14 protein-coding genes are annotated in these 17,892 nt (G+C 68.3%); 8 read left to right on the top strand and 6 right to left on the bottom strand.

The window, feature by feature from the left end; translation table 11 throughout:
• Positions 1-15: 15 nt before the first annotated feature.
• The 5 genes from GQ464_RS16495 to GQ464_RS16475 all read right to left on the bottom strand — a co-directional run bounded on the left by GQ464_RS16495 (position 16) and on the right by GQ464_RS16475 (position 7,577).
• Positions 16-3,183 (bottom strand): VPS10 domain-containing protein, encoded by a 3,168-nt coding sequence (locus tag GQ464_RS16495; RefSeq protein ID WP_166973814.1) that lies wholly within the window; start codon positions 3,181-3,183, stop codon positions 16-18.
• Positions 3,184-3,499: 316 nt separating this feature from the next.
• Positions 3,500-3,601 (bottom strand): 30S ribosomal protein THX, encoded by a 102-nt coding sequence (locus tag GQ464_RS16490; protein ID WP_166973811.1) that lies wholly within the window; start codon positions 3,599-3,601, stop codon positions 3,500-3,502.
• Between the two features lie 143 nt (positions 3,602-3,744).
• Positions 3,745-5,136 carry a sodium/glutamate symporter family protein gene (locus GQ464_RS16485; RefSeq protein ID WP_166973808.1) on the bottom strand — a complete coding sequence of 464 codons (1,392 nt, stop codon included), beginning with the start codon at positions 5,134-5,136 and terminating at the stop codon, positions 3,745-3,747.
• Entirely contained in the window at positions 5,133-6,329 is a 1,197-nt protein-coding gene (locus GQ464_RS16480) for a lysophospholipid acyltransferase family protein (protein ID WP_228350376.1), read from the bottom strand. Before GQ464_RS16480 ends, GQ464_RS16485 begins: the two co-directional genes overlap by 4 nt.
• Positions 6,330-6,404: 75 nt before the next feature.
• A complete protein-coding gene (locus tag GQ464_RS16475) occupies positions 6,405-7,577 on the bottom strand; it encodes a serine hydrolase domain-containing protein (protein ID WP_166973799.1) in 1,173 nt (390 codons plus the stop codon).
• Positions 7,578-7,799: 222 nt separating this feature from the next.
• Between GQ464_RS16475 and GQ464_RS16470 the strand changes: the two genes are divergently transcribed.
• The gene (locus GQ464_RS16470) at positions 7,800-8,267 is read left to right on the top strand and encodes a universal stress protein (protein WP_166973796.1); all 468 of its coding nucleotides are present in this window, start codon (positions 7,800-7,802) and stop codon (positions 8,265-8,267) included.
• Between the two features lie 39 nt (positions 8,268-8,306).
• Here the strand turns inward: GQ464_RS16470 and GQ464_RS16465 are convergent, their stop codons facing one another.
• Positions 8,307-8,639, bottom strand: coding sequence for a HesB/IscA family protein (locus tag GQ464_RS16465; protein WP_166973793.1), 333 nt, complete (start codon positions 8,637-8,639; stop codon positions 8,307-8,309).
• A gap of 337 nt (positions 8,640-8,976) precedes the next feature.
• Between GQ464_RS16465 and sufB the strand changes: the two genes are divergently transcribed.
• The 7 genes from sufB (at position 8,977) to GQ464_RS16430 (ending at position 17,875) form a co-directional block, all read left to right on the top strand.
• On the top strand, positions 8,977-10,437 hold the full coding sequence (sufB, locus tag GQ464_RS16460) for a Fe-S cluster assembly protein SufB (protein WP_166973790.1): 1,461 nt from the start codon (positions 8,977-8,979) through the stop codon (positions 10,435-10,437).
• A gap of 54 nt (positions 10,438-10,491) precedes the next feature.
• Positions 10,492-11,250: a Fe-S cluster assembly ATPase SufC gene (gene sufC / locus GQ464_RS16455; RefSeq protein ID WP_166973787.1), complete on the top strand. Its 759-nt coding sequence runs from the start codon at positions 10,492-10,494 to the stop codon at positions 11,248-11,250.
• A 63-nt stretch (positions 11,251-11,313) separates the two neighbouring features.
• Positions 11,314-12,645 (top strand): Fe-S cluster assembly protein SufD, encoded by a 1,332-nt coding sequence (gene sufD / locus GQ464_RS16450; RefSeq protein ID WP_166973784.1) that lies wholly within the window; start codon positions 11,314-11,316, stop codon positions 12,643-12,645.
• Positions 12,646-12,685: 40 nt separating this feature from the next.
• A complete protein-coding gene (locus tag GQ464_RS16445) occupies positions 12,686-13,936 on the top strand; it encodes a cysteine desulfurase (protein WP_166973780.1) in 1,251 nt (416 codons plus the stop codon).
• A 53-nt stretch (positions 13,937-13,989) separates the two neighbouring features.
• Positions 13,990-14,445 carry a SufE family protein gene (locus tag GQ464_RS16440; protein WP_228350375.1) on the top strand — a complete coding sequence of 152 codons (456 nt, stop codon included), beginning with the start codon at positions 13,990-13,992 and terminating at the stop codon, positions 14,443-14,445.
• Positions 14,446-14,465: 20 nt separating this feature from the next.
• Positions 14,466-14,798 carry an SUF system Fe-S cluster assembly protein gene (locus GQ464_RS16435; RefSeq protein ID WP_166973777.1) on the top strand — a complete coding sequence of 111 codons (333 nt, stop codon included), beginning with the start codon at positions 14,466-14,468 and terminating at the stop codon, positions 14,796-14,798.
• Positions 14,799-14,860: 62 nt separating this feature from the next.
• The gene (locus tag GQ464_RS16430) at positions 14,861-17,875 is read left to right on the top strand and encodes a sigma 54-interacting transcriptional regulator (protein WP_166973774.1); all 3,015 of its coding nucleotides are present in this window, start codon (positions 14,861-14,863) and stop codon (positions 17,873-17,875) included.
• Positions 17,876-17,892 lie beyond the last annotated feature (17 nt).

The raw sequence follows: 17,892 nt of genomic DNA, 5'->3' as shown, positions 1-17,892 counted from the left end.
CCGCCCGGCCGGTCGTCACGGGCGGCCGGCACCCACGACGATCTGGGGCACCTCCTTCACCATGGCATTGAGCGCGGCGATGCGCTCGTCGAGCAGGCGGTCGAAGGCGGCACGGGCCTGATCCGTCTCGGCACGCAGTTCTTCGAGGCGAACCAGCTGGGGTGTCGTGGGCCGGGCGCTGGCCTCGTTGATGGCCCGCATCAGCCGGCTGATCTCCTCGCGCAGGCGCGGCCGCTGCCGGTAGTTCATCGCCGGCGGGGGCCGCTGCAAGGTGGCCCGGAAGGTGTCGATCGCTTCCAGCGTCTCGTCGATGGCGTCGCGCACACCGGCGGGTTGCGGCAGGGCGGCGGCATCGGTGGCCCCGGCGGCCCCGTCGTCGAGCCGGTCGAGCCGGGTCTTCAGGTCCTGAAGCTGTTCCTTCAGGTCAGCCGTGGCGTTGAGCATCCGGTGGGTTTCCGAGAGCAGTTCGCGCAGGGCCGTCACCGCGTCGAGCTGGGCCCGGTAGTCCTCCGGCGTCAGGTCCAGCCGGGGATCGGGGCGGACGGTGACAGGGGCGGAGAGGGTCGTTCCGGCCACCTTCACCGTGGCGGTGTACGTGCCCGGTGGCGCCATCGGGCGCAGCGACCCGCCACCGAAGAAGCCGCCGCGCTCCCCCTTCAGCGGCGTGGGGCCGTCGTACGTCAGGTCCCAGACGAGGCGGTGAATCCCCGCCCGGGCCGTCGAGTCGGTAAAGGTGCGCACGACGTTCCCCCGGTCGTCGGCGATGGTCACCTCCACCGGCGTGTCCGGCGTCTCGGCCAGGTACAGGTTGAGGTAGGCGCCGTAGGCCGGATTCGGGGCCCGGTAGCGGCGCTGTCCCTGGTTCTCCAGGCGGTCGTCCAGGTGCCAGCGCGTGGCCGTCCGCACGGGGAACAGGTGCGCGGTCTTGTTCCGGACTTCGGCCAGGTCCTGGAGGGGGCGGATGTCGTCGAGGATCCAGGCGCCGCGCCCGTGCGTGCCCACCACCAGGTCACCTTCCCGGGCCTGCACCCGCAGGTCGCGCACGGAGACCGGGGGCAGGTTGTTGCGGATCGCATGCCAGGTCCGCCCCCGGTCCCACGAGGCGAAGATGCCGTGCTCCATCCCGGCATAGAGCAGGTTCGGGTTGCGCGGGTCCTGGCGCACGACCTTCACGTAGTCGTCGGCGGGCAGGCCGTCGCTGATCTTCGTCCACGTCCGCCCGTAGTCGGTCGTCATGAACGCATAGGGGCGGAAGTCGTCCATGCGATGCTGGTCCACAGCGACGAAGGCCGTGCCGGCCTCATGCTCGGAGGCGTGGATCTTGCCGACCCAGCCGAAGGCCGGGAAGCCGTCGATGCGATCGGTCACGTTGGTCCAGTTAGCCCCGGCGTCGCGTGAGATCCAGACGTTGCCGTCGTCCGTGCCCACCCACAGAACGCCCTGCTGCAGGGGCGATTCGGCGATGGTCAGGATCGTGTTGTGGAACTCGGCGGCGGTGTTGTCCTGGTAGATTTCCCCGCCCGAGGACTGCTGCTTGCTCTTGTCGTCGTTCGTCAGGTCCGGGCTGATGACCTCCCAGGTGTAGCCGGCGTCGGTCGTCCGGAAGACCACGTTACCACCGAAGTAGACCGTGTTCGGGTCGTGGGGCGAGATGAGGATGGGCGAATCCCAGTTGAAGCGGTAGCGGTGCCCGGCGATGGCGTCGCCGGCGGAGCCGATGATGGCGGGATAGGGATGGATGGTGCGCACGTTGCCCACCCGGCTGTCGACATGGAAGATGACGCCGCCCTGCAGGTTGGCGTAGGCCTCGTGCTCGCGCCCGGGAATGGGGATGGCGTAGTACCCGTCGCCGCCGGCCAGGCCGTACCAGTCGCGCTTGAGGATACCGCGCTCGCCCCGGAGCGAGTTGCTCGGCCCGCACCAGGTGCCGTTGTCCTGCAACCCGCCGCACACGTAGTAGGGGTCGCGGTCGTCCACGTAGATCTGGTAGAACTGGGACAGCTCCACGTTGTTGATGATGTCGAACGTGGCGCCGGCGTCGTACGAAACCTGGAAGCCGCCGTCGCTCCCGCTGAGGAGGCGTTTCGGGTTCAGCGGGTCGATCCAGAGGGCCTGGTGGTCGCCGTGCACGTCGCGGGCGATGCGCTCGAACGTCTTGCCCCCGTCGACCGACTTGAACAGCCCGCCCGAGAGTGCGTAGACGACGTCGGGGTCGGTCGGGTCGACGCGGACGTCGCTGTAGTAGAACGGGCGGAAGTTGATGTTGCGGTCGTCGTTCACCATGCGCCAGGTGGCGCCCCGGTCGTCGGAACGGAAGAGGGTGCCTTCCTCGGGCGTCTCGGTGATCAGGTACACGATGTGGGGAGCACTCTGGGCCACGGCCACGCCGATGCGGGCCATCGGCCCCTTCGGCATCCCTTTACCCGTCACCTTCGTCCACGTCTCGCCGCCGTCGGTGGACCTGTAGAGGGCCGTCTGCTTGCCGCCGTCGTCGAAGCGCCAGGGACGGCGGCGGAAAGTCCACATGCCGGCGTACAGGATGTTCGGGTTGGCCCACTCCAGGTCGAGGTCGGAGCAGCCGGTATCCTCGTCGATGGCGAGGACGTGGCGCCAGGTCCGGCCGCCGTCGGTGGTCTTGAAGACACCCCGCTCGGGGTTGGGCCCCCATGCCCGCCCCAGCGCACAGACCCAGGCCACATCGGGATCGTGCGGGTGGACGCGCACGCGCTTGATACGCTCGGTCTTTTCGAGCCCCAGGTGGGTCCACGTCTTGCCGCCATCGACGGAGCGGTAGACGCCCCATCCGTAGCCGACGCTGTTGCGCGGATCCCCTTCCCCGGTGCCCAGCCAGACGACCTCGGGGTTGGACGGCGCCACGGCCACGGCACCGACGGAATAGGCCCGTTCATCCGTGAAAAGGGCTTCGAAGGTGGTGCCGGCGTTCGTCGTCTTGAACAGGCCGCCGTCGGCTCCCGCCACATAGAAGGTGTTGGGGTCGCCGGGGATGCCGGCGATGTCCGTGACGCGCCCGCCCATGTTCGCCGGGCCGATGGGCCGCCACTGAAGCGACTTCAGGGCCGCCACGTCGACTGTCGCCTGGGCCCGGACATGGGGGGCCGCCACCAAGAGAAGAAGCCCGCCAAGCCAGAAGCCCGCGAGCCGGAACAGGGTGCGAAAAACCATGACCTTACCTCCGCCGGTTGGTGGGTGGTGGGAAAACGTTCCGCGAAGGAGCTCTCCATAGTACCCGATTCCAGCCTTTAAGGCAAGACGCGCGGCAACGGCACCTCACCGGCAAGGCTGCCCGGTCCGGCGGCCGATGTCTCACGCGTGGTGCGCACACGCCGTCCGCCCGCGGCGCCGGCGACGCACAGAACGACAACCGGCCGGCGTCTCCCCTCTCTCCGAAAGGATCCCCGCCGGCCGGCTCGAAGGGCCTTTCTCCTTCCACACCGCACGGCAGCTCAACGAAGGGATTCCACCGTGCGGCAGGCCACGGTCATCGGCTCCGGCGCTTTTTCTTGCCTTTCTTCGGGCGTGCCTTCCCGAACGTACCCCGCCAGATCTTACCGCGCCGCGTGCGCTTGTCTCCTTTCCCCATGGTCTATCTCCGGTTCAACGGTTCAACAATAACGACAGACGCGCCGGAGTATACGGATTTTCTCCGAGGAAATCCTCCCGCCCTGCCGCCGGTACAGACTGCTGGGCCGGCAGGATAGGCATCCCCCCGCAGACGCCAACAAGTCAGAACGACATCACCTTTTCGCGGCGCAGGCCGAAGCGGCGCCAGAGCAGGAAGACGAAGGCCAGGTAGGCCAGCACGATCCCGGCGACGACGCCGTAGCCCGTGAGGGCGCCGCCGAAGGCCGTGAACGGCAGGTTGATGACGACGAGGAGCGGGAAGCCAAAGGCCAGGGCGATGCCGCTGCTCAGGACCAGATCCTGCGCCACGGGCGAGGCCAGCTCCGGGTCGGCCACGCGCACCAGCGCCAGGCCCGAGCTGATGGTGCCCGTCATCTCGCCGTAGATGCCCACGAACCGCTCGAACGGGTAGTCGGAAAAGACGCGCTGGGCGACGTACTTGATCGCGGCGTACGTGACGAGCGTGCCCACGGCGCACATCAGCAGGATGGGGCCGAGGTAGTCCCAGGCGATGCGCAGGCTGATGGCCATGATGGAGGCGGCGATGAGGAAGTCGCACAGCACCCCGGTGATGCGGTGGAGGAAGCCCTCGTCGAGGACGTGGTCCACGCGGTGGCGGCGCATCAGGCGGCGCAGCCCGAAGGCCAGCAGGTTGGCCAGGATGAAGTGGAACGACCACAGCGTGGGCACCTCGTGGGCCAGCCCGGCGGCCGTCAGCCCGGCGGCCAGCAGCCGCGTCAGGCCGTAGGTGCCCAGGTAGAGGACGGCGATCAGCGCCAGGTGCACCGTCAGCGGCTCGACGGCGCCCGGCATGAACGTCAGGCGGGCGGCCACGGGCGGTTGGTCTTGCACCACGCCCGTGCGCGTGGCGGCGTCGAGCGTGTCGGCCTCGCGCACCAGGGCGGCGTGCCCGCGCCGGATGCCCCGGCGCACCAGGGCGATGCCGGTGAAGTAGGCCACGAGGAAGCCGATGGCCGCCACCGTCAGCCCGATGGCCCCGCCCTCGGGGAAGCCGTACGCCTCCCACGACTGCCCGATGGTATAGGCGATGCCGGGCCCCATCCCGAAACCCAGCGGCAGGAGCATCCCGGCCGCCGGCACCAGGTCGGGATCGACCAGGTAGACCATCCCCAGCACCACCGCCAACCCGACGAGCGCCTGCAGCAGGAACGTCATGATCTGGATGAACCCCAGGTGGAGCGCCCCCCGCGAATGCTTCTCCATCCCCCCCTGGAGCCCCACGCCGATGAAGGTGAGGGCCAGCAGGTGGTAGACGTAGACGCCCATCCGCTCGAGCGAGAAGTCGAGCCAGCCCAGCAGCTCCGGGCCGAGAATGAGGCCCGCGAACCCGGCGATCAGGTTGGCCGGGATGAGGTAGCGCTGGAAGAAGGCGACGTACCGGCGCAGGGCCACGCCGGCGAGGAGCAGCCCGCCCACGACGGCGACGTCGAACATAAACTGGCCGAGGGTCAGGGCGTGCGTCCAGGCGGTCATGCGGCGGCGCGTTCGGTGACGGTGGCGGTGACGTCGGGGCGGAGGCGGGCCAGGGCGTCGAGCCAGGCCAGGGCGCTCCCCGCCCCCGTGAAGCCGAGCTGGAGCATCTCGTCGGAGAAGGTAAGCTGGAGCTTGTAGTTCCGCTCGATGTCGGCATAGCGGAGCGCTTCGAGCGGGACGGTGCGGCGCACGTCCGGGCCTTCGAGGCGGAGGGCGTCGTCGTAGAGGGTGGCCGTCACGGTGCCGTGGGGCACGAGGTGAGGATACGCTCGCTCGGTGTGGAGCGCGACCCGGTCGCGGAGCAGGGCGCCGTCACGGTCCTTCTCGAGCGGGAGGGCGCGGATGCGCTCGTAGAGGTCGCCGGTGGTGTGGCGTGCGCCCGTGCGCTCGTCGACGAGGGTGCTGTCCGAGAGCATGCGGAGGCGGAGCGTGCCGGCGCGGTTGACGACGTGGGTGCCGTCGGGCGAGGACAGGCCGCCGTACGTGCCCGTGTCGGGGTCGCGGTAGAGGAGGCGGTGGAGGCCGGCGGCCGGGCGGTAGGCGCGGCGCGGGCGGCTCTCGGGCGGGAAGACGGCGTCGTCGTGCGCGGCGATGGGCGCCCGGAGCCGCGCCAGCGCCTCGTCCAGCGGTGTCGCCCGGTCGAACGTGAGCGGGGGGAGGATCTCGACGAACAGGCGGGCCGGGCGCGGGTGGTCCGCCCAGCGGGGCCAGCCCAGGTACGAGCCGTGCGTGCGGACGGGGTAGACGGGTACGCCGCAGCGGACGAACAGCTTGGCCGTTGCCTCGATCCACGGCATCGGCCGGCCGGTCCAGCGCTGCCCGCCCTCGGGGTAGATGACCACCGCCCGCCCGGCCTCGAGGAGCCGGTAGACGCCCCGGATGAGGGGCGGCTCGGCCAGCCGCTTCTGCGTCGGCAGCAGCCCGATGCGCCGGAAGGCCCAGGTGGCCAGCCCGCCCCGGAACCGCTCGCGCGTCATCACCCCGGCCGTGCACTGCCCGAACCGGGTGAAGGCGTTCAGCACGAACGCATCGAGCATGTTCGAGTGGTTGCCGTAGAAAAAGCACGGCCCGCGCGCCGGCAGGGCCTCCGGGTTGACGAGCACCGGCCGCCACATCGCTTTCGCAAACGCCCCGACGGTGGCGCGGAGCAGCGCCTCGGCCAGCAGGTGCCCGGCCCGGTCTGGCTCGCTCATGGACGCACGGGATGGTTCACGGATCGCCTCAATATACGGAGACGGCGGGAACGAAGACGAACGCCCATCCGGCCCCTACTCCTGCACAGCCGCCAGCACACGCTGCACGAGGCCGTCGAGCCGGTCGCGCCGGAGCCACCGGGCCACGACGACCAGGTCGTGCTCGGGATCGACGTAGACCATGTTCGTTCCGGCACCCAGGTGGGCGAAGGCCGTCTCGGGGGCGGACGGCAGCAGTTGCCGGTCCGTGTTGAGGAACCAGTTCATGAAACCGTAGCCGGGGTTGGGACCGGTCGGGGTGGTGGCCAGGTCGTACCACCGTTCGGAGAAGATGATCTGCTCGCCCCAGCGGCCGCGCCGGAGGGTGAGGTAGCCGAAGCGGGCCATGTCGCGGGCGCTGATGAACATACCGCCGCCCCAGTGTCCACCACCGCTGACCGACTGGACGCGCAGGCCGTCGAGCGTCACCCAGGAATTTTCGTAGCCCTCCCACCGCCAGGTGTTCGAGGCACCGATGGGATCCATGACAAGCTCCCGCAGCACCACCGGCAACGGGCGACGCCAGACGTGCAGCACCGCCAGCGCCAGCACGTTGACGCGCACGTCGTTGTATTTCCAGACCGTCCCCGGCTCGGGCAGCGGCCGGTGCGGCCAGGCGTTCGGATCGTCGCCAACGGGACGGTCCGCCCAGTCGGGTTTGCCCCAGAGCGTGCCCTCCCATGCGCTCGTTTGCCGGAGAAGATGGTCCCAGGTGATCTTCGCGTTGTGGGGCGAATCGAAGTGGCCGGTGGGCACGTACGCGCGCACGGGGTCGTCGAGGCGGCGGATGAGCCCCCGGTCGAAGGCCAGCCCGACGACCGTCGAGAGAAAGCTTTTCGTGACGCTGAAGGTCATGTCGACGCGGCGGGTATCGCCCCATTCGGCGACAAGGTAGCCGTGGCGCAGGATGAGCCCCGCCGGCCCGCCGCGCGGCTTCGTCGGGCCAATGATGTCGTTGTACGGTTCGCGGGCGAAGCTGAGCGCAATCATCTCGGCCAGGTCACGCGGGTCGGGGCTTTCGCCGGCCAGCGCAAAAGCCACGGCCGAGTCCACGCGGGCCGGATCCATGCCGACGGCCTCGGGCGGGCGCCGCTCCCAGTCGTCGCCGGGACCGGGGAAATACGTCACATCCTGGGCAAGGCCCGGATGCACCAGGAGCGGGAAGAACAGGAGAGCGCCGAGCCACCGCCCGCGATAACCGTGGATCATGTCGTGCCGTCCGTCTGGGTGGGGTGGAAAAAACGGGATGCCGTGAGGGGATCAGCAGGGGGCGACTTTCCCGGAAAAAAAGCACGACGCGGCCGGTATGCAAGCCTTTTCCGGATCGAACCACCCGGCCGGCTGTTGAGGTCGGCAGCGCCGCGTCGTATCATGTGCTCGCACCGGAACCGCCCACGTACGCCGCGTCATGCGGCCTTTTCCACCCCGCCCATGAAGATCCTCTTCGCCGTCGACCTGGAAGAGCCGGTCGAGGTCACCCGGGCCGTCGAAACGCTGTCCACGCGCCTCGAAGCCGAGCTGCTCGTCCTGCACGTCTTTGCCACTGCGCCCGCCACACCCCTCCCGATCGACCCCATGTCGGGCTTCGGTGATCTGTCGTACGTGGTCTACGACCCCGCGGTGCAGGAAAACATCGAACGGGCCGAGGAGCACGAGTTCCACGCGTTCCTCGTCGAGCGTTTCAGCCGGCCGGTGCGGGCCGCGCTGCGCAAAGGGGAGCCGGCCGCCACCATCCTGGACGAAGCCGAAGCGGAGGCGGTGGACCTGATCGTGCTGGGCAAACGCCATCACGGGCGACTGGAGCGGTTGCTGCTGGGCAGCGTGACGCGCGACGTGGTGGAGCACGCAACCCGCCCCGTCCTCCTCATGCCGATCCACCGGGAGCAAAAACAGGCCTGAGCGGCCCGGATCCGTGAAACCGCCGGCCGCGGGAAGTCCTCAAAGCCCGAAGGACTCGCCGCAGGCGCACGTGCGGATGGCCTGCGGGTTAATGAAGTGAAATCCCTTGCCTTCGAGCCCGTCGGTGAAATCCAGCTCGGAGCCTTCGAGGTAGAGCAAGCTTTTCCGATCGATGAGCACGCGCACACCGTCGACCTCGGCGTAGTGATCGGTCTCCTGCCGGGTGGTATCCCAGCCCAGGTCGTACGTCAGCCCCGAGCATCCCCCCGGCACGACGGCGATGCGGAGGTACGTCGTGCCCAGGTCGACGCCCTCGTTGCGGGCGACGTCCCGGATCCTGGTCCGGGCACGGTCGGTGATGGTGATTTCCATAGGATGCGAGACGGTTTTTCGACAGCGGTGGGGCCGGTGGCTCCGAGGCATGCATACCCGCGGCCCCGGCCGGTGTTTCCGCGTTAAAGTCGCGTTAAGAAGGGAACGGAAAGGCGTGGCGGGCGTGCTGTAATCGGTCGTTGACATTGCCTTCCGGCGTAAACGATCGTTATCTTTGCGTCAACGGAAGTTAACAGGTTGTCGTTGTGGAACGCCTTTTCCCCCCTGCCGTCCCCGGGAAAGCGCGGCACCGTACTTGCTTTGCTAGACTAAGTCCAGATAAAACAGGCCGGTGCTCGCGGGCACGGTCTTTCTCCTTCAAACCCAGCCCTGCACCATGAGCAACACGGAAACCGATTTCCTCCAGGAAGTGGCCGAGCGCGAGTATGCCTACGGCTTTGTGACGCCGATCGAAGCCGAGCTGGCACCGCGCGGGCTCAACGAAGACATCATCCGCTTCATCTCGGCCCGGAAGGAAGAGCCCGAATGGATGCTCGAATGGCGGCTCCGGGCCTTCCGCCACTGGCAGTCGCTCCAGCAGAAGGCGGCCTATCCCCGCTGGGCGCACCTCAGGTATCCGGACATCGACTTCCAGGCCATCAGCTACTACGCCGCCCCGAAACGGCGGCCGAAGTACAACAGCCTCGACGAGGTCGATCCCGAGATCATCGAGACGTTCAACCGGCTGGGGATCCCGCTCGAAGAGCAGAAGCGCCTGGCCGGGGTGGCCGTCGACGTGGTCATGGACAGCGTCTCGGTGGCCACCACCTTCAAAGAGGAGCTCGAAAAGCTCGGCATCATCTTCTGCTCCTTCGGCGAGGCCGTGCAGAAGCACCCCGAACTGGTGCGCAAGTACATGGGCTCGGTCGTGCCCTACACGGACAACTTCTACGCCGCCCTCAACTCGGCCGTCTTCTCCGACGGGTCCTTCTGCTACATCCCGAAGGGCGTGCGTTGCCCGATGGAGCTCTCCACCTACTTCCGCATCAACGAGGCGGGCACCGGGCAGTTCGAGCGCACGCTCATCATCGCCGAAGAAGGCGCCTACGTGAGCTACCTCGAAGGCTGCACCGCGCCCATGCGCGACGAGCACCAGCTCCACGCGGCCGTCGTCGAGATCATCGCGCACCGCGACGCCGAGGTCAAGTACTCGACCATCCAGAACTGGTACCCCGGCGACCGCAAGGGCCGGGGCGGCGTCTATAACTTCGTCACCAAACGCGGCATCTGCGCCGGCGAGCGGTCGAAGATCTCGTGGACGCAGCTCGAGACCGGCTCGGCCATCACGTGGAAGTACCCGAGCGTCATCCTCAAGGGCGACCACGCCGTCGGCGAGTTCTACTCGGTGGCCTTCACGAAAGGCCACCAGCAGGCCGACACCGGCACGAAGATGATCCATCTGGGCAAGCACACCCGGAGCACGATCATCTCGAAGGGCATCTCGGCCGGCTTCTCGAACAACAGCTACCGCGGCCTGGTGAAGGTGAACCGCAACGCCGACCACGCCCGCAACTTCTCGCAGTGCGACTCGATGCTGCTCGGCTCCACCTGCGGCGCCCACACCTTCCCCTATCTCGAGATCCACAACCCGACGGCCCAGGTCGAGCATGAAGCCACGACCTCGAAGGTCGGCGAGGACCAGATCTTCTACTGCCAGCAGCGCGGCATCAGCGAACAGGACGCCATCAAGCTGATCGTCAACGGCTTCTGCCAGGAGATCCTGGCCCAGCTCCCGATGGAGTTCGCCGTCGAAGCCCGCAAGCTGCTCGACATCGAGCTCGAAGGCTCCGTCGGCTGATCGGCCGTCGCCCTGTTTTCACCGAACAACCCCTCCAAACGTACGGAAAACGAGATGCTTCAGATAAAAGACCTGCGTGTGCGCGTCGAGGACAAAGAGATCCTCAAAGGTGTCAACCTCACCATCCGCCCGGGCGAGGTGCACGCCATCATGGGACCGAACGGCTCGGGCAAGAGCACCCTGGCCGCCGTGCTGGCCGGCCGCGAAGACTATGAGGTGACCGGCGGCGAGGTGCGCTATGAAGGCCGGGACCTGCTGGCCATGGAACCGGACGAGCGCGCCCGCGAAGGCGTCTTCCTGGCCTTCCAGTATCCGGTGGAACTGCCCGGCGTGAGCATGCAGAACTTCCTGCGCCATGCCCTCAACGCCGTCCGTGAACACCGGGGACAGGAACCCCTGAGCGCCGTCGACTTCCTCCGGCTGATGAAGGAAAAGGCCGCCCTCGTCAACCTGGACCCGAGCCTGAAACAGCGCTCCGTCAACGCGGGCTTCTCCGGCGGTGAAAAGAAACGCAACGAGATCTTCCAGATGGCCATCCTCGAGCCGAAGCTCGCCATCCTCGACGAGACCGATTCGGGCCTCGACATCGACGCCCTGCGCATCGTGGCCGACGGTGTCAACCAGATGCGCTCGCCTGAGCGGGCCTTCCTGGTCATCACCCACTACCAGCGCCTGCTCAACTACATCATCCCGGACGTGGTGCACGTGCTCGTCGACGGGCGCATCGTCAAGACGGGCGACAAGAACCTGGCCCTCGAACTCGAAGAGAAAGGCTACGACTGGATCCGCGAGGAAGCCGCCCCTGTCGGTTAAACGTCCAACGTTTAACGTTCAACGTTCAACGTTTAACGCCCAACGCGTAACGCTATAGAATTTATGCTGACGACCCTCGAAAAAGACACCGCCGCCCGCCCGGAGGACCGGTTCCTGGCCGCCTTCGAGGTACACGCAGGCCATACCCTCAACGGCAGCAACCCGCACCTGCAGCGGCTCCGGCAGGAGGCCATCGCCCACTTCAAGCGGCTCGGCTTCCCGGCCCGCAAGGCAGAAGCCTGGAAATACACCCCCATCACGGACGTGCTCCGGCGCGACTACGCGGTGCGCCTGGCACCGGAGGCCGCGCTGAACCCCGACGAACTGGCGCCGTTCCTGATCCCGGACCTCGACGCCTACCGGGTGGTGCTCCTCAACGGCCGGTTCGTGCCGGCCCTCTCCGCGCTCGACGGCCTGCCGGAAGGCGTCGCCGTGACGAGCCTGGCCGGGGCCGCCGAGTCCCATGCCGAAGTCTTCAACCGCCATTTCGGCCGCTACGCCGACCCCGCCGGAGACGCCTTTACCGCGCTGAACACGGCATTCGTTCACGACGGGCTGTTCATCCACGTGCCGGCCCGCACCGTCGTCGAGAAGCCGGTCCACGTGATCAGCCTGGTCCGCACGGACGAGCCCCTGTTCCTCCAGCCGCGCCAGCTCGTCGTCGTCGAGGAAGGGGCCCGGCTGCACCTGATCGAGAGCCGCCATGCCCTCTCCGGGACGAGGACGTTCACCAGCGGGGTGACGGAGCTCTACACCGGCCCGAACGCCCACGTGGACACCTACCTGATCCAGGACGAAGGCCCGAACGCCTCCCAGGTCGATACGCGGCACCTTTACCAGGCAACCGGCAGCTATGCGTCGACGAACACGATCACGCTCAGCGGCGACGTCGTCCGGAACAACCACGGCTACCTGCCCGACGGCGAAAACTGCGAGACGCACCTGCTGGGCCTGTTCCTGGGTAAGGGCAAGCTGCACGTCGACAACCACACCCTGGTGGACCACGCCCGGCCCCGCTGCTTCAGCAACGAGCTGTTCAAGGGCATCCTGGACGACCAGGCCACGGGCGTCTTCAACGGCAAGGTGTACGTCCGCCCGGACGCGCAGCAGATCAACGCCTACCAGTCGAACAAGAGCGTGCTCCTGAGCGAGACGGCCCAGATGTATTCGAAGCCGGAACTGGAGATCTACGCCGACGACGTCAAGTGCAGCCACGGCGCCACCACGGGCCAGCTCGACCGCGAGGCCCTCTTCTACCTGCGCACCCGCGGCCTGACCGCGGAGCAGGCCCGCAAGGTGCTGCTGCTGGCCTTCGCCCGCGACGTCATCGACGAGATCCGGATCGAGCCGCTGCGCACCCACCTCGACGAGGTCATCGCGTTGCGGCTGGACTGACCCCGGCCCCCTCTTTCACCCCAGCCCTGTGAGGTGCCCCATGGCAACCCCGGCCCCGACAGCCCTCGAGACGACGTTCGACGTGGAGCGGATCCGGGCCGACTTCCCGGCCCTTCACCAGGAGATCCACGGACACCCCCTGGTCTATTTCGACAATGCGGCCACGTCGCAGAAACCCCGGCCGGTGATCGACCGGCTGCGGGCCTACTACGAGCGGGAGAACAGCAACGTTCACCGGGGCGTGCACACGCTCAGCCAGCAGGCCACCGACGCCTACGAAGCGGCTCGCGCGCGGGTGGCCCGGCTGATCAACGCCACCGGCCCGCAGGAGATCGTCTTCACGCGCGGCACCACCGAAGCCGTCAACCTGGTGGCGGATGCCTATGGGCGGCTGGCCGTCCGGCCCGGCGACGAGATCGTCGTCTCGGCCATGGAGCACCACTCGAACATCGTGCCCTGGCAGCTCCTGTGCCGGCGCACCGGCGCCCGCCTCCGCGTCGCCCCGGTCGACGACACCGGCGAGCTGATTTACGAAGAGTACCTGGCCCTGCTCGGCGAGCGGACGAAGCTCGTCGCCCTCGTGCACGTCTCGAACACGCTCGGCACGGTCAACCCGGTCCGGCAGGCCATCCGGGACGCACACGCACTTGGCATCCCCGTGCTGATCGACGGCGCCCAGGCCGTGCCCCACATGGCCGTGGACGTGCGGGCCCTCGGCTGCGACTTCTACTGCTTCTCCAGCCACAAGATGTTCGGCCCCACGGGGCTGGGTGTCCTCTACGCGAAGACGCCGTGGCTCGACCGCCTGCCCCCCTACCAGGGCGGCGGCGACATGATCGAGACGGTCTCGTTCGACGGCACCACCTTCAACGAACCGCCGCACAAGTTCGAGGCGGGCACCCCCCACATCGCCGGTGCCATCGGCCTGGCCGCCGCCATCGACTACCTGGCTTCGATCGGCTACGATGCCATCGCCCGGCACGAACACGACCTGCTCGCCTACGCCACCGAGCGCCTCACCGAGATCGACGGCGTGCGGATCATCGGTACGGCAGCCCACAAAGCCGCTGTCGTCTCCTTCCTCGTCGGCGACATCCATCCGTACGACACCGGCACCATCCTGGACCGCCTCGGCATCGCCGTGCGCACCGGCCACCACTGTACGCAGCCGCTCATGCAGCGCTTCGGCATCCCCGGCACCGTGCGCGCCTCCTTCGCCCTCTACAACACCCGCGACGAGATCGACCGGCTCGTGGAAGGCATCCACCGGGTCAAGAAGCTTTTTGGCTGACCAGCATCCGCCATCTGCAATCTTTAATCTGCAATCTGCAACCCCACAATCCCGTGAAAGACACCATCGCGGAACGCGCCGAGGCCATCGTCGAGGAGTTCAGCCTGTTCGACGACTGGATGGGCAAGTACGAGCACCTGATCGAACAGGGCCGTTCGTTGCCGCTGATCGAGGACGCGTACAGGACGGACGAATACAAGGTGCGCGGTTGCCAGGCGCAGGTGTGGCTCCGGGCCGAGCGGGACAACGGCCGCATCGTCTTCAAGGCCGACAGCGACGCCCTGATCACCAAGGGCCTGATCGCCCTGCTGGTGCGGGTGCTCAACGGCCAGCCCCCCGAAGCCATCGCCCACGCCGACCTGTCCTTCCTCGACCGCATCGGGATGAAGGAACACCTCTCGCCGACCCGAAAGAACGGGCTCGACGCGATGATCAGACAGATGAAGCTGTATGCCGTGGCCCTCGGCGGTGAGAACGTCTCGGCCGCGCCGCGCGGCCAGAAGGCATAAGCACCAACCCTCCCGGAACGATGAGCACCGAGATCTATGACGAATCCCCCGCCGGGCTGAGCGAGCAGGTGATCGAAGCCATCCGCTCGGTCTACGACCCGGAGATCCCCGTCAACATCTACGACCTGGGCCTGATCTACGAGATCCGGGCCAACCCGGACAACACGGTCTTCGTGAAGATGACACTGACGGCGCCGAACTGCCCGGCGGCCGGCTACCTCCCCTACGAGGTGGAGCAGCGGATCCGGGCCATCCCGGCCGTCGAAGACGTGCGGGTAGAGCTCACCTTCGACCCGCCGTTCACCATCGAGATGATGTCCGACGAGGCCAAGCTGGAGCTGGGCTTCCTTTGAACGTCAACGCGGCACGTTGACGCTCCCGAACGCCCGGGACACAACGCTTACGGTGAAAGCCGTTGAAACACACCCAGACCATAGCGATGGCGCGGGGGCTGCTCGCCGAAGGGCGGGTGGCCGACGTGGCGCGGATGGTGGAGCCCCTGCTTCCGCCCGGAACCGGTGCGGACGGCGAGGACACGGGGCTGGTTGTGCTCCGGACGCTGATGGCGCGGGTGCGGCTGCTGCGCCACGGGGATGCCCGCCGGGCCCACGCCCTGCTGGCCCCCCATGAACCCCTCATCGACCGGAAGGACGTCGACCCGAACGTGCGGGCCGAGGTGGCCCTGTGGCTGGGCTGGGCCCACGCCTGGGAGGACGTGGCAACCTACGACGACGCCCGTGCCCTCTATTTCTTCGACCGGGCCGAACGCCTTTTCCGCCAGGCCCTCAACGCCGGCGGCCGGTGCTGGACGCTGCTGGGACAGGCCCACGCCTACTTCGGCATCGACGAGGTGCAGCTGATGCGCCAGGCCCTGGACGAGGCCGCGGTGCTGGAGGAAACCCTGCAGGACGTGCAGGCCACCCTCTGGCTCCAGGACCTGCACACCCGGCTCGACCGCTTCCAGGGGCGCTATGCCTGCGCCCGCCTGCACCTGGATCGCCTCGCCGCCCTCGCCCACACGACCGACGACCCCATGGCGCGGGGACGTGCGCTGGCCTACCAGGCCCTCCTGGACGCCGACCTCGGCCGCGCCCCGGAAACCGTCCTCGAAAGCGCCCGCGCCGCCGAACACCTGCTGGCCGGCGACGCGGCAAGCGCCGGCCGGCCACTGCTCGACGCCTTCCGCAGTCACCTCCGCGCCCTCATCCGCAAAGGCGACCTCGACGGCGCCGACCGGCTCATCGACCGCGCCCGGCGGGCCACCACCGGCATCCCGGATGCCGACGCCTACCTCCTCGAATACCGGGCCCGCCTGGCCCTCATCCGGGGAGACCACGCCACCGCCGGCGACCTGCTCGACGAGCTGCTCCGGCGCCTGCACCACCGCCGGCACCAGTCGGCCGCCGCCTCCGTTGCCCTCGTACGAAGCCAGCTCCTCGAACGGCAGGGACAACACGAACGGGCCACCGAATGGGCCCACCGGGCCTATCACAGCGCCCGGGAAGCCGCCCATGACGGGCGCCGCCTCGAAACCCTCCTCCACCTGGCCCACCTCTACGCCGACCGGGGCGAGCTGGGCCGGGCCCGTGAATACCTGCGCGAAAGCGAAACGCTGGGCGAGTATTTCAGCCTGCTGCCCTTCGCCGCCCGCCGCTTCTACGCGCTGGGCCACCTCGCCCGCACCGAAGGACATGCGGACGAGGCCCGCGCCTACTTCACCCAGGCCCTCTCGGCCTATTCCCTCATCGGAGACGTCTACCAGACGGCCCGGATGCAGCTGGCCCTGGCCCGGCTGGGCCGGAGCGTGGCCCCCGCCCAGACGCGCCCGCTGCTCGATACCGCCGTGCTCACCTTCAGCCGCCTGCAGGCCCGGCCCGAGCTCGACGAGGCCCGCGCCCTCCAGGCGGCCTGGCCCACCGGCGCCGAAGGGACCCCGGAGATGCCGGAAACCGCGCTCGGCGCCTCGCTCGCCCAGGCCTCCCTTTCCGTCGAACTCGTGGCCGAGGCATGGTTGCAGGCCGCCGAACGGTTGCTCCCGAACCGCTGGCTGGGCCTCTACACCTTCCACGAAGACGCGGGCTGGTCGCTCCTGCACCAGCACGGCACCCCTCCCGACGACCTCGCCTTTCCGTCCCCGACCGAGCCCCGAAGCCGGCAGGGGGCCGTCGTGTGGCTGCGCCTGCATGCGCACGGCCCGTGCGACACGGCCTCCGGCCCGGCCTTCTTCTTCGGCGTCGCCGCCGGGGAGGATGACCCCGCCTGGGAGGTGGCCGAAGCCCGCCTCCGTCCCTGGCTGCCCGTGGCGGCCCTCGCCCTCGACCATGCCCGGCTACGCGCCCGCCGGCTCACTGCTGCCCTGCCGGACGACGTCGCCCACAACGGCGAACCGGAGATCCCCCTGAAAGACTTCGTCTATGCCAGCGCGGCCATGCGCCAGGTGGCGCGACAGATCCACCGCATCCGGGCCAGCCACAGCCCCGTGCTCATCACCGGCGAAAGCGGCACCGGCAAGGAACTCATCGCCCGTGCCGTCCACGCCACCAGCGAGCGCAAACACGCCCGCTTCCTGGCCTTCAACTGTTCGACCGTCCCGCGCGAACTCTTCGAAAGCCACCTCTTCGGTCATGAAAAAGGGGCTTTCACCGGGGCCGTCCGCGCCCACGCCGGCGTCATCCGCGAGGCCGCCGGCGGCACCCTCTTCCTCGACGAAATCGCCGACCTGCCCCTCGACGTGCAGCCGAAGCTGCTGCGGTTCCTCCAGGAAGGCGAAATCTTCCCGCTCGGTGCCCGGCGGCCCGTACAGGTCAACGTCCGCATCATCGCAGCCACCAACCAGGATCTCGAAGCGCTGATCCGGGCGGGCCGGTTCCGCCAGGACCTCTATTACCGGCTCAACGTGATCCCCCTGCGGGTTCCGCCCCTGCGGGAGCGGCGGGAAGAGATCCCCCTGCTCGTCCGCCATTTCCTCCAGCAACTGCGCCCGGCCGGCACCCCCGTGGCCTCCATCACCAACCGCGCCCTGGATGCCTTGCTGCGCTACGACTGGCCCGGTAACGTCCGCCAGCTCCGCAACGAGATCGAACGCGCCCTCGTCTACGTGAGCAGTGAACCGGCCCCGACGATCGACCTCGAGGACCTCTCCCCCACGCTCCTGGACGCCGTGGAAGGCACCCCGACCCCACCCCCCGGTCCCCACGACCTGATCCTGCGCTCCGAATACAACCTGGACGACGTCCTGGCCGGCACCGAAAAAGCCCTCATCGAGCGTGTCCTCACCGAGACGGGCGGCCAGGTGACCGCCGCCGCCGACGTCCTCGGCCTGACACGCCAGGGACTCTACAAAAAGATGAAACGCCTCGGCATCGACCCCGCACGGTTCCAGCAGCGCCCGGCCGGGCACACCGGCGCCTCCGTCCTCCAGGCCAATTGATCCGGTAGCATCCCAAT

Origin of the sequence: Rhodocaloribacter litoris, from assembly GCF_011682235.2 — a bacterium.
GTDB lineage: Bacteria > Bacteroidota > Rhodothermia > Rhodothermales > ISCAR-4553 > Rhodocaloribacter > Rhodocaloribacter litoris.
The sequence above is the reverse complement of the archived record's forward strand: the minus strand, read 5'-3'. Positions and strand labels throughout refer to the sequence as shown.

Coding starts and splice junctions, on each gene's coding strand:
- GQ464_RS16495 (WP_166973814.1), bottom strand. CDS start 3,183: ATGGTTTTTCGCACCCTGTTCCGGCTCGCGGGCTTCTGGCTTGGCGGG.
- GQ464_RS16490 (WP_166973811.1), bottom strand. CDS start 3,601: ATGGGGAAAGGAGACAAGCGCACGCGGCGCGGTAAGATCTGGCGGGGT.
- GQ464_RS16485 (WP_166973808.1), bottom strand. CDS start 5,136: ATGACCGCCTGGACGCACGCCCTGACCCTCGGCCAGTTTATGTTCGAC.
- GQ464_RS16480 (WP_228350376.1), bottom strand. CDS start 6,329: ATGAGCGAGCCAGACCGGGCCGGGCACCTGCTGGCCGAGGCGCTGCTC.
- GQ464_RS16475 (WP_166973799.1), bottom strand. CDS start 7,577: ATGATCCACGGTTATCGCGGGCGGTGGCTCGGCGCTCTCCTGTTCTTC.
- GQ464_RS16470 (WP_166973796.1), top strand. CDS start 7,800: ATGAAGATCCTCTTCGCCGTCGACCTGGAAGAGCCGGTCGAGGTCACC.
- GQ464_RS16465 (WP_166973793.1), bottom strand. CDS start 8,639: ATGGAAATCACCATCACCGACCGTGCCCGGACCAGGATCCGGGACGTC.
- sufB (WP_166973790.1), top strand. CDS start 8,977: ATGAGCAACACGGAAACCGATTTCCTCCAGGAAGTGGCCGAGCGCGAG.
- sufC (WP_166973787.1), top strand. CDS start 10,492: ATGCTTCAGATAAAAGACCTGCGTGTGCGCGTCGAGGACAAAGAGATC.
- sufD (WP_166973784.1), top strand. CDS start 11,314: ATGCTGACGACCCTCGAAAAAGACACCGCCGCCCGCCCGGAGGACCGG.
- GQ464_RS16445 (WP_166973780.1), top strand. CDS start 12,686: ATGGCAACCCCGGCCCCGACAGCCCTCGAGACGACGTTCGACGTGGAG.
- GQ464_RS16435 (WP_166973777.1), top strand. CDS start 14,466: ATGAGCACCGAGATCTATGACGAATCCCCCGCCGGGCTGAGCGAGCAG.